Here is a 16,191-nt window from a genome sequence, read left to right on the forward strand (position 1 = left end):
GCGGGAAAAACCCAGTTCAGCGACAACGGGAACACATGTTCCTCTTGCCATGCACAAGATCCTGCGCACACTGTGGACAACTTTGGGGGCGGAGGACAGAGATCCGCTCAGGTGAGCGCGGCAGTCCTGGCGAGGACGATCCCGAGGATCGCCACCAGAACCAGTGCACAGGTCCCGTACTGCACGGCTGTACGCCGCTCACGCGGGGCGTGCACCATGCCGATCGCGATCAGCGTGCCCGCGACCAGACCGCCGACATGCGCCTCCCAGGCGATTCCGCCCAAGGTGAAGGTGAAGAGCAGGTTCAGTGCGAGCAGCACCAGGACCGGCCGCATGTCGTAGTTCATCCGGCGCATCATGACGGCGGTGGCCCCGAAGAGCCCGAAGACCGCTCCGGAGGCTCCGAGCGAGCCCTCGTTCGGGGCCGCGAGCCAGTACATCAGGGCACTGCCGGCGAGCCCGGAGAGCAGATAGAGCGCCAGATAGCGGCCGCGGCCGAGCGCGGCCTCCAGCGGACCCCCGAGCCACCACAGCCCCAGCATGTTGAACGCGATGTGCCACACCTCCTGGTGCAGGAACATCGACGTCACCAGCCGGTACCACTGGCCCTCGGCGACCCCTTCGATGCTGCCCGGCGGCGGGCTGGGGTCCCAGGCCCGGCCCAGCAGCATCAGATCGTCCACCAGCCAGGAGCGGCCGGTGACCCAGACCGCCACGAAGACCGCGAGGTTGATGCCGAGCAGGACCTTGGTGACCAGCCTCGGGTCGGCCGCGACCCGGCCGCCCGCGAGCGTACGCGGCTGGTTGGCGGCCGGATGGTGTCCCGTGCCGGAGCCCTGGCGTACGCAGTCCGGGCACTGGAAACCGACGGAAGCGTTGACCATGCACTCGGTGCAGATCGGGCGGTCGCAGCGCGTGCAGCGGATTCCGGTCTCCCGGTCCGGGTGGCGGTAGCAGGTCGGCGCGCCGCCGCTGTCCCCGGACGGGCCCTGGTCTGCCGGCGGCTGCTGGTCCATCGGTCCTGGCCTGCCTCTCGCTCCTCGTCATGAGGGCGGCGCACATGCCGCCGCCCCACTCGTCCGCTATGTAACAGTACGGACGAGCAGGGCGGTTGGTTCCCGGGGGGACCGGACCGTCAGCGGGTCTCGATGACGACCGACTCGATCACCACGTCCTGCACCGGACGGTCGGTGCGCGGGTTGGTCTGCGTTGCCGCGATGGCGTCCACGACCTTCTTGCCGGCCTCGCCGGAGACCTCGCCGAAGATGGTGTGCTTGCCGGTCAGCCACGCGGTGGGCGACACGGTCAGGAAGAACTGCGAACCGTTCGTCCCCGGGCCCGCGTTGGCCATGGCCAGCAGGTACGGCTTGGTGAACGCCAGCTCCGGGTGGAACTCGTCGGCGAACTCGTAGCCGGGACCGCCGGTGCCGTTGCCCAGCGGGTCCCCGCCCTGGATCATGAAGCCGCTGATCACCCGGTGGAAGACGGTGCCGTCGTACAGCTTGTCCGTGGACTTCTTCCCGGTCGCGGGGTGGGTCCACTCGCGCTCGCCCTTGGCGAGCTCGACGAAGTTCCTGACCGTTTTGGGCGCGTGGTTCGGCAGAAGCCGGATCTCGATGTCGCCTTGATTGGTCTTCAAGGTGGCGTAAAGCTGCTCGGCCACGATCTGCCTTCCGTAAGTCTTCACTGGCGTGGACCGATCCTCGCACGGCCCACCCCCGCCGTCGCGCTGTCACCGCGCGGCGACGGTGCCGTCCCTCCGCCCGCGCACCCCCGCCGGGACGACCGCGGCCACATGCCCGCCGAAGCCACGCGGACAGGGCCGATCCGTGGCATTGTCGTCGGCACGCTCCGCTTGCACCGCATTGCCCGAAGAAGACGCCCATGACCCGGATGCCTGTCCCGCATGCCGCTCAGGGCCCTGACAGGCATGATTTCGAATTGGGTGGAAAGGCGGAGTACCTACCCGCCACCAAGGAGGAGGATCCCGTGACCCGCATCGACCGCGTGCGCGCCGCAACCTACTCGGCGAAGGACAGCGCTCAGCACGCCGCGGAAGTGGTGGCGCCCTACGCCGACACGGCCAAGGAACAGGCCGCACATTATGCGAACGAGGCACGTGTACGGCTCGCGCCCAAGGTGACCAGGGCGTCCCACCAGGCCCGTGCCCAGTACGCGTCCCATCTCGCGCCACGTATCGAACAAGCGCTGACCCATGTACCGCCCAAGGTCGACGAGGCCGCGCACCGCGCCGCGGTCCGGACCCGGCAGGCCGCACGGAGCGCCGCCGACTACACCGTGCCCCGCGTCGAGCACGCGGTGGCCGTGGCCCAGCCCGTCGCCGAGCAGGCCACCGCTCGCAGCGCGGCGGCACTGGCCGCCCTGCGCGGACAGGTCACGGCGAAGGAGATCCAGAAGCTGGTCAAGAAGCACGAGCGGCGGGCCAGGGCCGGCCGGGTGGCCAGGAGCGTCGTCGTACTGGGTGTCCTGGCGGGCGGCGCGTACGCCGCCTGGCGGTGGTGGGACAAGCAGGCCAACCCGGACTGGCTGGTCGAGCCGCCCGCCCCCACGGAGGTGTCCGACGAGCGCGCACCGCTGACCTCGGTCGACGGCAGCGGCGAGCCGGTGCTCGACCCGGAGGTCCGGGCGAAGCAGGCCGATTCCGAGTCGGGCGACGTGGAAGGCACCGACCGCGACGACCGGCGCTGAACCGGGGCCGGGTGCGACGATCCGGCACCATGACAGCAAGCCAACTGCTCAACGGCTCAACGGCTCAACGAAGGGGCGTCGGAAGACCTCACGGTCTGCCGGCGCCCCTTTCCGCCGTCCGGCCGAGGGGACACGACGGCACACGGGCTCGGCCACGGGCGTCAGTGCGGGTCAGGAAGCGGAAGCCGGATTCCGGCCCGCCCCGGCCGTACCGCTGTCCGCGTCCCCAGCCGTACCGCTGACCACGCCGTCCACCACGCCGTCCACCGTGCCCCCGGAGGGCAGGTCCGAGCTGTCCGCCCCGACCCTCACCACATGCCCCGGCGGAACGTCCCGTTCGACGGTCGCGTTGACCGCGACGGCGCTCGCCTGCGCCGTGAACCCCGCCGGGGCGGGAAGCATCGACGTGTACTTCGTGTGCCCCCTCAGCACCTTGGCGATCTGGTACCTGGTCGGTGAGGTCCGGATCTCGACGGTGTCGCCGACCTCCGCCCCGGTCAGCTTGCCCCACACGGTCCGGCACTCCGGGCTGTAGCGGATCTCCAGGCTCATCGTGCCCGCCCACTCGCTCCCCACGGTTCTCGCGTGGTCGCCGCAGCCGGTGTCCTTGGGGTCGAGCCCCGCGCAGCCCTCGCCCGTGCAGCCGGGCGGGCTCGTCCGGGGTGTCGGCCCGGGTCCGGCCGTGACCCGCGCGGACACCCCGGACGGGCCCGGCCCGGCTTCCGCCTCGCCGCCGCCTCCGCCGTCACCGATCAGCGCGGTCAGGACCACCGTCACCGTCGCGCCCACGACGGTGACGAGAACCGATCCGATGAGCGTCGAGGGGCCGTGACGCCGTATCCACGCGGCCGCACGGCCGAAGCCCCGGCCGCCGCCGGTACCCGCACGCCGGCCGTCCCCGCCCGCACTGCCCGCGTCCCCGCCCGGGGCACCGGGCTCGCCGCCCGACGAAGGGGGCCCGCTACCGTCTGTCATCTCTTTCCCTCGTCCCGACCGTTGCTCGGCGCCCGGCGGCTGACCGCACGGGAGCCTTCACGTGATGTTCCTCACTTCCCGAGAGGGATTCTTCCCCGCCCTTCCCCGTGGTTCACGCTCTCCGCCCGACAACCCCGGTCAACTCCAACTGACGCCCACCACAGCGCCGTTGCTGCTCTATGATGATTCGCCAACAAACCCACGGGAGCGAGCCGGTGCGACCGCGTCCGCCGAGCCCCCGCCCCTTGTGCCACCGTCCGCACGGCGTAGGCGATCGCACGCACCACTGGCTCACCGGATCGCCGAGCGTTGCTCCGCGTCACCCTGCGGCAGCGAGATTTCCCTCGATCGGGCTGTTTCCGTGGACACGGACGGGTGTTGACGCCGATCCCCCCGACGCGGCGGGTTCTGCCACCACCCTTGACGGTCATCCGATCTATTTATAACTTCCAGGCGCACATGGTCCACCAATGCGCTGGACGACCCGGATAGCTCGGATGATTCCCGTCCAGCACGACACCAGGAGTCATCTGTGCGCCCACCGCACCCCTCACCGCCGCTCTCCCCGAGAAGAACGCGGGCGGGCGCCACCGCCACGGTCGCCGCCCTCGCGCTGGCCGGGCTCACCCTGCTGCCCACCGCCGGCGCCTCCGCCACCACCGCCTCCGCGACGCCCCGCGCCGTACAGCTCTATGTGTCCCCCACCGGGAACGACCACGCCCAGGGCACGAAAGCCAGGCCCTTCCGCACTCTGGAACGCGCCCAGCGGGCCGCCCGCAAGGCCGCGAAGACCAGGCGCGGCCCGGTCGACGTCATCGTGCGCGGCGGTACGTACCGGCTGCGACAGACCCTGGGATTCGGGCCCGAGGACTCCGGCACCGCCGCCGCCCCGGTCCGGTACACGGCCGCTCGCGGCGAGAAGGCCGTCATCAGCGGCGGCCGCTCGCTCACCCCGCACTGGAGGACGCACTCCGGCAAGGTACGGGTCGCCGACGTCGGCCGCGGCCTGGACTTCGACGAACTGTTCCTCGACGGTGCGCGCCAGACCCTCGCCCGCTACCCCAACCACGACCCGGCGACCGCGATCCTCGGCGGCTACGCCGCCGACGCCGCGTCCGCCCAGCGCGCGGCCCGCTGGAAGAACCCGACGACCGCACTCGTACGCGGACTGCACCAGGGCGAGTGGGGCGGCAACTCCTTCAAGGTCACCGGCCTCGGCCCGGACGGCACACCCACGCTCTCCTGGGTCGGCGACAACAACCGCGGCAGCGGGCTGCACCCCACGTACCGCATGGTGGAGAACGTCTTCGAGGAGCTGGACGCACCCGGCGAATGGTTCTACGACAAGCCCGCCGGCAAGCTCTACTTCTACGCCCCCGAAGGCACCGACCTCAGCAGGGCCAAGATCGCGACGGCCGAGCGGAACGAGCTGATCCGGGTCGAGGGGAAGAGCAGTACGGCCCCCGTACGCCACCTCTCCTTCACCGGTTTCACCTTCACCCAGACCCATCGCACCCTCTTCAACCAGCCGTACGAGAAGCTCCAGCTGGGCGACTGGGCCATCGCCCGCGCCGGTGCGGTCCACCTGAAGAACACCGCGCGGGTGGACATCAGGGGCTCCCGCTTCGACCAGGTCGGCGGAAACGCCGTCCTCCTGGACGGCTACAACAGCGGGAACGCGGTGTCCGGCAACGAGTTCAGCCACTCCGGGGCCTCGGACGTCGCGGTCATCGGCAGCCCGGACGCCGTACGCGAGCCGTCCACCTGGGACAGCATGCGCAGGACGATCAGCGACACCGCTCCCGGGCCGAAGACCGAGAACTACCCGCGTGACATCAGCGTCGATGACAACTACATGCACGACAACGGGCAGTTCGAGAAGCAGACGTCCGGCGTGCAGATCTCGATGAGCCGTCGCGTCACCGTCGCCGGGAACACCCTCCACGACGGCCCGCGCGCCTGCGTCGACATCAACGACGGCACCTGGGGCGGCCATGTCATCGAGGACAACGACATCTTCAACTGCGTGAAGGAGACCTCCGACCACGGACCGGTCAACGCCTGGGGCCGCGACCGCTTCTGGCCGCTCACGGCGGACGACGCGACGAAGAAGTCGTACGCGAAGCTCGACGCGATGGAGACCACCGTCATCCGGCACAACCGGATCCGGCACTCCTCGCACTGGGACATCGACCTCGACGACGGCTCGTCCAACTATCTGGTCGAGAACAACCTGCTGCTCAACGGTGGCGTCAAGCTGCGCGAGGGCTTCCACCGGACCGTACGCAACAACGTCTTCGTCAACGGCGGCGCGCACTTCCACGTCTGGTACGCGGACAGCGGCGACACGGTCGAGAAGAACCTCTTCGTGACCGCCGACCCGTACGACCTGATCCAGGTGGACACGGCGAGGAGCAGGCCGGTCATCGACAACAACCTGTTCTGGAACAACGGGCGCCCCGTTCCCGACCTGAGCGACGCCTGGCGGGGCCGGGGCCTCGACACCCACTCGCTGATCGCCGACCCGAAATTCACCGGGAGCGACCCGTTCAGCGACCCGAAGAAGCTCGACTACACCGTCCAGGACGGCTCACCCGCTCTGGCGCTGGGATTCAGGAACATCCCGATGACGGGCTTCGGCAAGGCCGGCTCCCCCACTCCGCCGCCCGTCGAGTGGGCCGACGACACCCCCACCGACACGGTCGACGCCTTCCCCGAACCGCTGCTCGGCGCACTGGCGACGCGGATCTACTCCGACCGGATCAAGTCCTCCACCGGCCTCACCGACAGCGACGGGCTCTACCTCCAGACCGTCGCGCAGACGTCGGAGGCGTACCTGCAGGGGCTGCGCGGAAATGACGTGATCCGCAGGGTCGACGGCGCTCAGGTCACGGACCGCGACAGCTTCTGGCACGTGTACAACGGCCTGGCGCCCGGCTCCTCGATGAGGCTGACGATCTGGCGCGACCAGGCGTCCTCCGACCTGACCGTCACCAAGCCCGTCGGCGGCGAGCAGCTCAACAACACCTCCGGAGTGCTGTACGGCGGCAGCGGCTGGGACTGGAAGAACGCCTCCCGAGGCGGCGCCGGTGGCTGGGCCGACGATGTGCACGCGACGCAGACGAAGGGCGACTCCTTCGAGCTGGCCTTCAACGGCACCGCCATCGACCTCATCACCCAGGTCAACAGCGACGAGGGCCAGGTCGACCTGTATCTCGACGGCACACTCGTGGCCACGATCGACAACCACAGCGACACCCGTGTCCACCAGCGGACCGTCTTCAGCAGGACGGGCCTCGCACCTGGCCCGCACACCCTCAAGGGCGTCATGAAGACGGGCGACTACTTCATCGTCGACAGCTTCAAGGTCTCGTAGGCAGCTCCCGCGAGCCCGGGGGCAGCAGGGCACCCGGGCTCGCGGGGACGAAGACGACGAGAGGCCCCCCGGTCTGCGTTTCCGCAGGCCAGGGGGCCTCTTTCTATGTGGAGCCTAGGAGATTCGAACTCCTGACATCTGCCTTGCAAAGGCAGCGCTCTACCAACTGAGCTAAGGCCCCGGAAAACAGCACACGCAAACAACGTCGAACACGTCCGTGTCACGGCTGCCGTCGCAGACCAGAGTACCGGGTGACCCCCGGAATCTCGCAAAAGGATTGGGACTCCCGGTCGGCAACCACTCTCCGTAAGATGCACGACGAGGTTCGCAGCAGCGAAGCCGCAGCGAAGGGGAGACGCCATGGACGCAGCGCAGCAAGAGGCAACGGCAAGAGCCAGGGAGCTTCAGCGCAGTTGGTACGGAGAGCCGCTCGGTGCGCTCTTCCGCCGGCTGATCGATGATCTCGGCCTGAACCAGGCCCGGCTCGCCGCCGTACTCGGGCTGTCGGCGCCCATGTTGTCCCAGCTGATGAGCGGCCAGCGGGCCAAGATCGGCAACCCCGCGGTCGTCCAGCGTGTGCAGGCCCTTCAGGAGCTGGCCAGCCAGGTCGCGGACGGCAGCGTCAGCGCGGGCGAGGCCACCGACCGGATGGAAGAGATCAAGAAGTCCCAGGGCGGCTCCGTCCTGACCAACACCGGGCAGACCACGAACACGGGCGGAGCCCCCACCGTCCGCCGCGTGGTGCGCGAGATCCAGTCGCTGCTGAGGTCGGTCGCCGCGGCCGGGGACATCATCGACGCCGCCGACTCCCTCGCCCCGACCCACCCGGAACTGGCAGAGTTCCTCAAGGTGTACGGAGCGGGGCGCACCGCGGACGCGGTCGCGCACTACGAGGGGCACCAGAGCTGAGACAGGCCCCAGGGCCGCACGGACACCGGAGCCAGGGCTCGCCCGACGGCAGATGCCCTGGACCCGGCAGCACCCCTGAGAACCGGGGTACGCGTCGGTGAGCAACACCGGAGCAGGAACCAGGAACGGGGAGCGGGCGCAGCGCAATGGGTGAGGTCTTCGCTGGTCGGTACGAACTGATCGATCCGATCGGACGTGGTGGGGTCGGCGCCGTGTGGCGGGCCTGGGACCACCGGCGCCGCCGCTACGTGGCGGCCAAGGTCCTGCAACAGAGCGACGCGCACACGCTGCTGCGCTTCGTACGCGAACAGGCGCTGCGCATCGAGCACCCGCACGTGCTGGCTCCCGCCAGCTGGGCCGCCGACGACGACAAGGTCCTGTTCACCATGAATCTGGTCAGCGGCGGTTCGCTGGCCCATGTCATAGGCGACTACGGCCCGTTGCCGCCGCGCTTCGTCTGTCTGCTGCTGGACCAGCTGCTGTCCGGACTGTCCACGGTGCACGCGGAGGGCGTGGTCCACCGGGACATCAAGCCGGCCAACATCCTGATGGAGGCCACCGGAACGGGCCGTCCGCATCTGCGCCTCTCCGACTTCGGCATCTCGATGCGCAAGGGCGAACCGCGCCTGACCGAGACCAACTACGTGGTGGGCACGCCCGGTTACTTCGCACCCGAGCAGATGATGGGCGCGGAGCCGGACTTCCCCGCCGACCTGTTCGCCGTCGGCCTCGTCGCGCTCTATCTGCTCCAGGGCCAGAAGCCCGACTCCCAGGCGCTCGTCGAACACTTCGTCACCCACGGCACCCCGAGCGCCCCGCAGGGCATCCCGGAGCCGTTGTGGCAGGTCCTGGCCGGTCTGCTGCAACCCGACCCGCAGTCCCGCTTCCGGACCGCCACCGGGGCGCGCAAGGCCCTGACGGCGGCGGTCGAGATGCTGCCCGAACCGGGCCCGGGCGACGAGCCGGTCGAGGTCTTCGACCAGATCGGTCCGCTACCGGCCGGATTCGGCCCCGACGGCCCCGTGGCGGGCCTCCAGGCGCCCGGACAGGCCGCACAGGCTCCCCACGCCACCCAGCCGCCCCAGGACGCCTCTCAGGCCACACAGCCGCCCTCCGCGCGGCAGCCGTACACACAGGATCCGTACACACAGGATCCGTACGCGCAGCAGCCCGCACAGCAGCCCGTCTCGATGTCGGAGACGGGCAGCTTCCACCTGGCGCCGCCTCCTCAGCAGTCCACGCCTGCGTCCACGCAACCGCCCCACCCGTCGCAGTCGGCCGTGCCTCCCGTGCCTCCCGCCCCGCTCCCGGCGCACGCGGGCGCCCCCTACGCCGCCGGAACCCCGGACCTCTCCCACGCCCCCACCTCCGCGGTGCCGCACGATCCGGCCGCCACCCGGGCCTACACCGCCCAGCACCCGCAGGCTTCCCACCCCGGCGCATCGGTCCCCTCGCCGCACGCCCCCGCGTCGCACGGTGCCCCCGCCCCCCGGACGCGAACGGGACCGCCCCGAAAGGTGGCGGTCCCGGTCCTGCTGGTGGCGCTGCTCTGTTTCGCGGTCGGCATCTGGGCGCTGACCCAGAGCTGACGACGGGCTCGTCCGGGAGGGCGGCGGCCGGCACCACGGCCGCCGGGCCCCGGGCCCGCTACCAGTTCTGCGGCGGCGGACCGCCGAACGGCGGCTGTTGCCCGCTGCCGCCCGGCGCCACGGCATCGGCCGACCGCGGACGGCGCCCGGCCAGCAGCGTCCACACACCGAGCCCGAGCACCAGCACGGTGCCCGTGCCGATCCCGCCCGCGGCGACCAGCCTCATCGTGTCGCTCTTCTCGGCCTGCGGGCCGCTCTGCCCGTTCTTGGCCATGTCCCTGTCCTTCTGGGTGACACCGAAGATCCCGGCGTCCCCTTCGTACGGGGAGGTCTTCGCCTTGTTCTTCACCTGCACGCTCAGGGTCAGCAGGATCGGGTCCTTGCCGTAGGACTTCGCGACCGCCGGGCTGAGTGACACCGACAGGTAGTACCAGCCCGCGAAACGCATGGCGTTGACATCGGTACTGAAGTCGAACCGGTTCTCGTACGCCACCGGAGGCAGCGGATCGAGTGCCGCCGACGCGGGCCTTCCGGAGTACGAGAGCGTCGCGTCGTCGACATGCCCCTGCGCGGGGTTGTCCAGGGACAACGAGAGCGCGTTGCCGACGAACTCGTCCGAGTCGGTGGGGCTGTTGCTCAGCTTGGCGGTGGCGTAGATCTGCTGCCCCCAGTCCACCGGCACCTGGTAGAAGCGCGTCTGGCCCGGTGCGATGGTGTCCTTCCACTCACCGGAATCGAGGCTGGTGGCCTCGTAGTACCCGCTGCCGCCCGTCCGCTTCTTCCCGGGCTCGGTGATCGCCTCGGGGGACGCCGAGGGCCAGTTCTCCGGCGCCCCGGTCGGCATCGACCCGCCGTTCTTCCGCTTCGGCTCCAGGGCGAAGCGCAGCTCAAGGTCCCAGGGGGCGGGGCTGGAGGTCGCCTTGCTCTCCCGCTCGATCAGGACGTCGTAGGTGCCGGCCTTCTGGCAGGTGGAGCTTTCCTTGTCGATGGTCCGGTACGCGTAGGCCGAGATCGGACGGGGGAATTCGGTCGACCCGAAGTCCGCGTCCTCCGAGCTGCACCGGGAGTCGTCGAGATCGCGGAGGCTGACGGTGATGCCGTCGCCGTAGGCGACCGTGCCACCCGCCTCGGGCACCGCCACCGCCGAGACATAGGCGTTGGACCGGGCGTCGAGCTTCACGCGGTAGTAGAGCTTCTCGCCCGGCTTGATGGTGCTCCGGTACACCGCGCCCTCGTCCAGCACCGACGCGTCGCCGTTGGCCACGGCACCCTGAACCCTCTTCGCCCCGGGATCGAAGGTGTACGCCGACGGGCCGGCCGCGTGCGCCTGCCCCGGCAGCGCCACCACCGCGCACATCGCCGCGATGGCCGCCAGCGTCACCCGGCCCTTGTTGCGCTGCCTCTTCACGCGCTTCCCCTCGTTGTCCGCTCGGCTGCCCCGCGACGGCCGCAACGCCGGTCCATCCTGCCCCGCCCGCACCACTGCTGTCTTCGGCCGCTGTCGAATTGCCACTCTTGTCAGGGTTCTCGGACGTCGTATCGACCGCGACAGGGGCACCGCGCCGAGGACCGGACAGCTCCTCGGCGAGCACCGCCACCGGCAGCACCACACCGGCCCGGGGATTCTCCGCGATCTCCGCGTCCCGCGCATCCCGGGCCGTCACAGTCCGGCAGTGGTCACATGCCCTCAACCGGTGCCCCCTCGGCCGTCGACCCAGCCGATTCGCTCTCGCAACCTATTGATTTGCGTGGGTGAACTCAAGGGTCGGGGCGTCACGGTCGCGCAACAGCGGGGCCGCCCGCCCCCGGCGGCGAAGAGGCCGTCGGCGATCACCGGGAAAGCCCCCGGACAGCACGAAGCCCCGGCCGCTCAGCGACCGGGGCCCGTAACAGACTGTGCCGTCTCACACACCCGAACCTGCGGGCACGGAGTCGGTCGCCTCCGTCCACAGATCCTGCTCGGCGCGATCCGCCTGGATCTGGCGGTACACGAGGAGCCCGCCGATGGCGGCCAGTGCGACCAGGAGAAGCTTCTTCACCGCGCGACCTCGTCTTTCCTTGACGTAGGGGACTTCTGCCGCCCGACTATACACACCGGCCGATACCGATCGGTGACCTGCCCGGAACCCCGCTGCGGCGGGCCGGAGCGATCATCCGAGCATCCTCAGGGCCCCCGTGACGACCCACAGACGGTCCGTCAGCACCGGTTGAACCATACGAGTGGTGTTCATCCGAAGATCGGCGCAGCGGGGGCGTCGGTCCCCCACATCGCGAGCCGGATCCACATGATCAGGAAAGTAAGCAAACCGGACCACCTGAAAGCGAGGGGCCATGAGCACCTTCCGGGTCAAGAGCATCTGGACCGCCTTCATCACCGCCTTCTTCGCGATCCTCGCGTCGCTGGGCCTCGCCTCCACCCCCGCCGCGGCGATCACGCAGCCGACGGCCACGACTCAGGAGCACACGGGTGCGACCGCGGCAACCGCGACCACCCCGTCGGTCCGATGGACCCTTCCGCGTGACAGGGCGCTGCCACCCACGATGAAGCAGCGCATCCGCGCCGAAGCGCACAACTCCTCACCGGCCACCCGGCACCTGTCCGCCGACACCACGGACGCCCTGAACGCCGCGGGAACGGCCCGCACCAACCCCGCGGCCCCGGCGGACGACTCGTCCCTGCTGCCACCCTGATCCCACCCCGCCGCACGGCTCTCCCAGGGCCCCTGGTCCGGTTCACACCGGACGGGGGCCTTTTCCATGCCCGTACGCACGGCAGGTACGGGCTTCCCCCGTGCCCGAGCCGTGCCCGAGCCGTTCCCGAGCCCGAGCCGTCCCCCTGCCCGCCCCCGAGCCCGTTCCCGCCCTGTGGACGGCGAGCGGGCCGCTTCCCACGTCCGCACCGGCACCCACAGCGGCGCCGGACCTCCGCCACATCCGTACGCACGGATCACGACCCGCCGCACCTCGCACCTCGGACGCCCCCGCCCGAACCCCGCGTACGCCACCTCCGGAATCCGGCCGCCCCGCCGCCGACTCCGGCCGCACCGCCCGGCTCCGACCACGACATCGGCCCGCACCACCCCGGAAACGCGAAGACCCCCAACCACGAATGGTTGGGGGTCTTCGTCTGCGTGGGGCTAACAGGATTTGAACCTGTGGCCTCATCCTTATCAGGGATGCGCTCTAACCAACTGAGCTATAGCCCCGCCGCGCTGTGCGCTGACTTCTGAAGATTAGCGCACGTCGGGGCCAGTCCCAAAATCGATACCCGGTGCGCTACTCGTCCTCGGCCAGAGTGAGCTCGACGCCGCCCACAAAGCCCGCCGACAAGTTGTAGATGAACGCGCCCAGCGTCGCCAGCGCGGTCGCCAGAACCACGTCGATCACGGCGATGACCGACGTGAAGATGAGGACGCGCGGCAGCGACAGGAACGACTGGAGATCGAAGCCGTTGCTCTCGTTCGAACCGGTGGCCTCGCTGATCGTGCCGCCGACGGTGTCGAAGACGCCCATCGCGTCCATCACCATCCACAGCACCGCCGACGCGACCACCGTGCAGATGCCCAGGGCGATGGAGAGCAGGAAGCTGACCTTCATCACCGACCACGGATCGGCCTTCGCCACCCGCAGCCGCGCCTTGCGGGTGCGCGGAGTGGTCCGCGCCCCCGTGCGCGGCAGGCGCATCGCCTGCGCGCCGCCCTGTGTGCCGCCCTGCTGACCGCCGCGCTGCTGACCCCCTTGTGTGCCGCCCGAGGGCGACGGGTACGCCTGCGGCGGGTGGTACGGCCCCGCCGTCCCCGGCGCGGGCTCACGCTCGCCGGGCAACGGCCCGGTCGCGTAACCCTCGTACTGGGGCTGAGGCCCCCGAGTGTCCGTCACAGTGCCCCCTTGGGAGTCCGTGGCAGGGCCACGGGCACCGTTCGCTCCAGCTCCGGAAGCGGCCGAACCGGCGCCCGTGGCTCCACTCACGCTCTACTCCTCGTGCTCCCCGGTCGAAGGCTCCGTGCCTTCGACAGTGCCCTCGACCACGCGCTCGGCGTGGACTTCGGCCGTGTCGCCTTCGGCTTCATCGGTCCCATCGACCTCTTCAGCCTCGCGACCGGCCTCGGCGTTGCGCGCGATGCCGACGACGGCATCACGCTTGCCCAGATTGATCAGTTGGACGCCCATGGTGTCACGGCCCGTCTCCCTGACTTCATTGACTCGCGTACGAATCACACCACCGCCGAGGGTGATGGCGAGAATCTCGTCCGTCTCCTCCACCACCAGCGCACCGACGAGCGAGCCCCGGTCCTCCACGATCTTGGCGGCCTTGATGCCCAGGCCGCCACGACCCTGAACCCGGTACTCGTCGACAGGGGTCCGCTTCGCGTATCCGCCGTCGGTAGCAGTGAACACGAAAGTACCGGGCCGGACGACATTCATCGAGAGCAGTTCGTCGCCCTCGCGGAAACTCATCCCCTTGACACCCGAAGTCGCACGGCCCATCGGGCGCAGCGCATCGTCCGTAGCGGTGAACCTGATCGATTGGGCCTTCTTGCTGATGAGCAGCAGATCGTCCTCGGCCGACACCAGCTCCGCGCCGATCAGCTCGTCGTCGCTGCCGTCCGCGGTCTCCCGCAGGTTGATCGCGATGACACCGCCGGAGCGCGGGGAGTCGTAGTCCTTCAGCGCGGTCTTCTTCACCAGACCGCCCTTCGTGGCCAGGATCAGATACGGCGCGGCCTCGTAGTCGCGGATCGCCAGGATCTGGGCGATCTTCTCGTCCGGCTGGAAGGCCAGCAGGTTGGCGACGTGCTGGCCGCGCGCGTCGCGGCCGGCGTCCGGCAGCTCGTACGCCTTCGCCCGGTAGACACGGCCCTTGTTGGTGAAGAAGAGCAGCCAGTGGTGCGTCGTCGACACGAAGAAGTGGTCGACGATGTCGTCCTGCTTCAGCTTCGTGCCGCGGACACCCTTGCCGCCGCGCTTCTGCGAGCGGTAGTCCTCGGTCTTGGTCCGCTTGATGTAGCCACCGTGCGTGATGGTGACGACGATGTCCTCCTCGGCGATCAGGTCCTCCATGGACATGTCGCCGTCGAAGGGCACCAGCGCGGAGCGCCGGTCGTCGCCGAACTTGTCGACGATCGCCGCGAGCTCCTCGCTGACGATCTGCCGCTGCCGCTCGGGCGAGACGAGGATCGCGTTGTACTCGTTGATCTTCGCCTGGAGCTCGTCGTGCTCCGCCGTGATCTTCTGGTGCTCCAGCGCCGCCAGCCGGCGCAGCTGCATCTCCAGGATCGCGTTCGCCTGGATCTCGTCGATCTCCAGCAGGCCCATCAGGCCCTCACGCGCGATCTCCACGGTGTTGCTGCGCCGGATGAGGGCGATGACCTCCTCGATCGCGTTCAGCGCCTTGAGCAGCCCGCGCAGGATGTGCGCCCGCTCCTCCGCCTTGCGCAGACGGAACCGCGTGCGCCGGACGATGACCTCGATCTGGTGGGTCACCCAGTGCCGGATGAACGCGTCGATCGACAGCGTGCGCGGCACCCCGTCGACGAGCGCCAGCATGTTGGCGCCGAAGTTCGTCTGGAGGTCGGTGTGCTTGTACAGGTTGTTCAGTACGACCTTGGCGACCGCGTCCCGCTTGAGCACGACGACCAGGCGCTGACCGGTACGCGACGAGGTCTCGTCCCGGACGTCCGCGATCCCGCCGACCTTGCCGTCCTTCACCAGGTCGGCGATCTTCTGCGCGAGGTTGTCGGGGTTGGTCTGGTACGGAAGCTCCGTGACGACCAGGCACTGCCGGTTCTGGATCTCCTCGACCGCGACGACCGCGCGCATCGTGATCGAGCCACGGCCGGTGCGGTACGCCTCCTCGATGCCCTTGCGGCCCACGACGAGCGCGCCCGTCGGGAAGTCCGGGCCCTTGATCCGCTCGATCAGCGCGTCCAGGAGCTCCTCGTGCGAGGCCTCCGGGTGCTCCAGGTACCACTGCGCACCGGCGGCGACCTCGCGCAGGTTGTGCGGCGGGATGTTGGTGGCCATGCCGACCGCGATGCCCGCGGAACCGTTGACCAGCAGGTTCGGGAAGCGCGCCGGCAGGACCGTCGGCTCCTGGTTGCGGCCGTCGTAGTTGTCCTGGAAGTCGACGGTCTCCTCGTCGATGTCCCGGACCATCTCCATGGACAGCGGCATCATCTTGCACTCGGTGTACCGCATGGCGGCAGCCGGGTCGTTGCCCGGAGAACCGAAGTTGCCGTTGGAGTCCACCAGCGGCATGCGCATCGACCAGTGCTGCGCGAGGCGCACGAGCGCGTCGTAGATCGAGGAGTCGCCGTGCGGGTGGTACGTACCCATGACGTCACCGACGACACGGGCGCACTTGTAGAAGCCCTTCTCGGGCCGGTAGCCGCCGTCGTACATCGCGTACAGCACCCGGCGGTGGACGGGCTTGAGACCGTCCCGTACGTCGGGGAGCGCACGCGAGACGATGACGGACATCGCGTAGTCGAGGTAGGAGCGCTGCATCTCCGTTTCGAGCCCCACGGGCTCGACACGCATGCCCACACCGGCGGCGGGCTCCTCTTCGGGCGTGACAGGGGTGTTCTCGTCGGCCATTGCTGGTCAAAGTCCTTTCGAGCTGCGGCTTGCTTG

General features: G+C 69.6%; 12 protein-coding genes and 2 tRNA genes. 5 read left to right on the top strand and 9 right to left on the bottom strand.

Annotation, left to right across the window (positions count from 1 at the left end; translation table 11 throughout):
• Window positions 1-107 precede the first annotated feature (107 nt).
• The gene (locus OG251_RS19560; protein WP_326678406.1) at window positions 108-1,016 is read right to left on the bottom strand and encodes a rhomboid family intramembrane serine protease; all 909 of its coding nucleotides are present in this window, start codon (window positions 1,014-1,016) and stop codon (window positions 108-110) included.
• A 119-nt stretch (window positions 1,017-1,135) separates the two neighbouring features.
• Window positions 1,136-1,663: a peptidylprolyl isomerase gene (locus tag OG251_RS19565; protein ID WP_326678407.1), complete on the bottom strand. Its 528-nt coding sequence runs from the start codon at window positions 1,661-1,663 to the stop codon at window positions 1,136-1,138.
• A gap of 326 nt (window positions 1,664-1,989) precedes the next feature.
• Here OG251_RS19565 and OG251_RS19570 point away from each other — a divergent pair, with 326 nt between their 5' ends.
• Window positions 1,990-2,709, top strand: a complete 720-nt coding sequence (locus OG251_RS19570) for a DUF5324 family protein (RefSeq protein WP_326678408.1) — start codon at window positions 1,990-1,992, stop codon at window positions 2,707-2,709.
• A gap of 171 nt (window positions 2,710-2,880) precedes the next feature.
• Here the strand turns inward: OG251_RS19570 and OG251_RS19575 are convergent, their stop codons facing one another.
• Window positions 2,881-3,684 (bottom strand): DUF2690 domain-containing protein, encoded by an 804-nt coding sequence (locus OG251_RS19575; protein WP_326678409.1) that lies wholly within the window; start codon window positions 3,682-3,684, stop codon window positions 2,881-2,883.
• A gap of 532 nt (window positions 3,685-4,216) precedes the next feature.
• Here OG251_RS19575 and OG251_RS19580 point away from each other — a divergent pair.
• The gene (locus OG251_RS19580; RefSeq protein ID WP_326678410.1) at window positions 4,217-7,060 is read left to right on the top strand and encodes a PDZ domain-containing protein; all 2,844 of its coding nucleotides are present in this window, start codon (window positions 4,217-4,219) and stop codon (window positions 7,058-7,060) included.
• 108 nt (window positions 7,061-7,168) lie between these two features.
• On the opposite strand, the gene OG251_RS19585 is transcribed toward OG251_RS19580, so the two are convergent.
• Window positions 7,169-7,241, bottom strand: a tRNA-Ala gene (locus OG251_RS19585).
• A 179-nt stretch (window positions 7,242-7,420) separates the two neighbouring features.
• Here OG251_RS19585 and OG251_RS19590 point away from each other — a divergent pair.
• The gene (locus OG251_RS19590) at window positions 7,421-7,969 is read left to right on the top strand and encodes a helix-turn-helix domain-containing protein (protein WP_326678411.1); all 549 of its coding nucleotides are present in this window, start codon (window positions 7,421-7,423) and stop codon (window positions 7,967-7,969) included.
• A gap of 146 nt (window positions 7,970-8,115) precedes the next feature.
• Window positions 8,116-9,558: a serine/threonine protein kinase gene (locus tag OG251_RS19595; protein WP_326678412.1), complete on the top strand. Its 1,443-nt coding sequence runs from the start codon at window positions 8,116-8,118 to the stop codon at window positions 9,556-9,558.
• Window positions 9,559-9,616: 58 nt separating this feature from the next.
• On the opposite strand, the gene OG251_RS19600 is transcribed toward OG251_RS19595, so the two are convergent.
• Complete coding sequence (locus OG251_RS19600) at window positions 9,617-10,966, bottom strand: hypothetical protein (RefSeq protein WP_326678413.1); 1,350 nt, start codon at window positions 10,964-10,966, stop codon at window positions 9,617-9,619.
• A 496-nt stretch (window positions 10,967-11,462) separates the two neighbouring features.
• On the bottom strand, window positions 11,463-11,597 hold the full coding sequence (locus OG251_RS19605) for a DLW-39 family protein (RefSeq protein ID WP_003958712.1): 135 nt from the start codon (window positions 11,595-11,597) through the stop codon (window positions 11,463-11,465).
• Between the two features lie 292 nt (window positions 11,598-11,889).
• Here OG251_RS19605 and OG251_RS19610 point away from each other — a divergent pair, with 292 nt between their 5' ends.
• Window positions 11,890-12,249, top strand: a complete 360-nt coding sequence (locus tag OG251_RS19610) for a DUF6344 domain-containing protein (RefSeq protein WP_326678414.1) — start codon at window positions 11,890-11,892, stop codon at window positions 12,247-12,249.
• A 441-nt stretch (window positions 12,250-12,690) separates the two neighbouring features.
• On the opposite strand, the gene OG251_RS19615 is transcribed toward OG251_RS19610, so the two are convergent.
• The 3 genes from OG251_RS19615 to gyrA form a co-directional block, all read right to left on the bottom strand.
• Window positions 12,691-12,764 (bottom strand) — tRNA-Ile (locus OG251_RS19615).
• 70 nt (window positions 12,765-12,834) lie between these two features.
• Window positions 12,835-13,437: a DUF3566 domain-containing protein gene (locus tag OG251_RS19620; protein ID WP_326678415.1), complete on the bottom strand. Its 603-nt coding sequence runs from the start codon at window positions 13,435-13,437 to the stop codon at window positions 12,835-12,837.
• Window positions 13,438-13,530: 93 nt separating this feature from the next.
• Window positions 13,531-16,155: a DNA gyrase subunit A gene (gene gyrA, locus OG251_RS19625; protein WP_326678416.1), complete on the bottom strand. Its 2,625-nt coding sequence runs from the start codon at window positions 16,153-16,155 to the stop codon at window positions 13,531-13,533.
• Window positions 16,156-16,191 lie beyond the last annotated feature (36 nt).

Origin of the sequence: Streptomyces sp. NBC_01237, assembly GCF_035917275.1 — a bacterium.
Classification (GTDB): Bacteria; Actinomycetota; Actinomycetes; order Streptomycetales; family Streptomycetaceae; genus Streptomyces.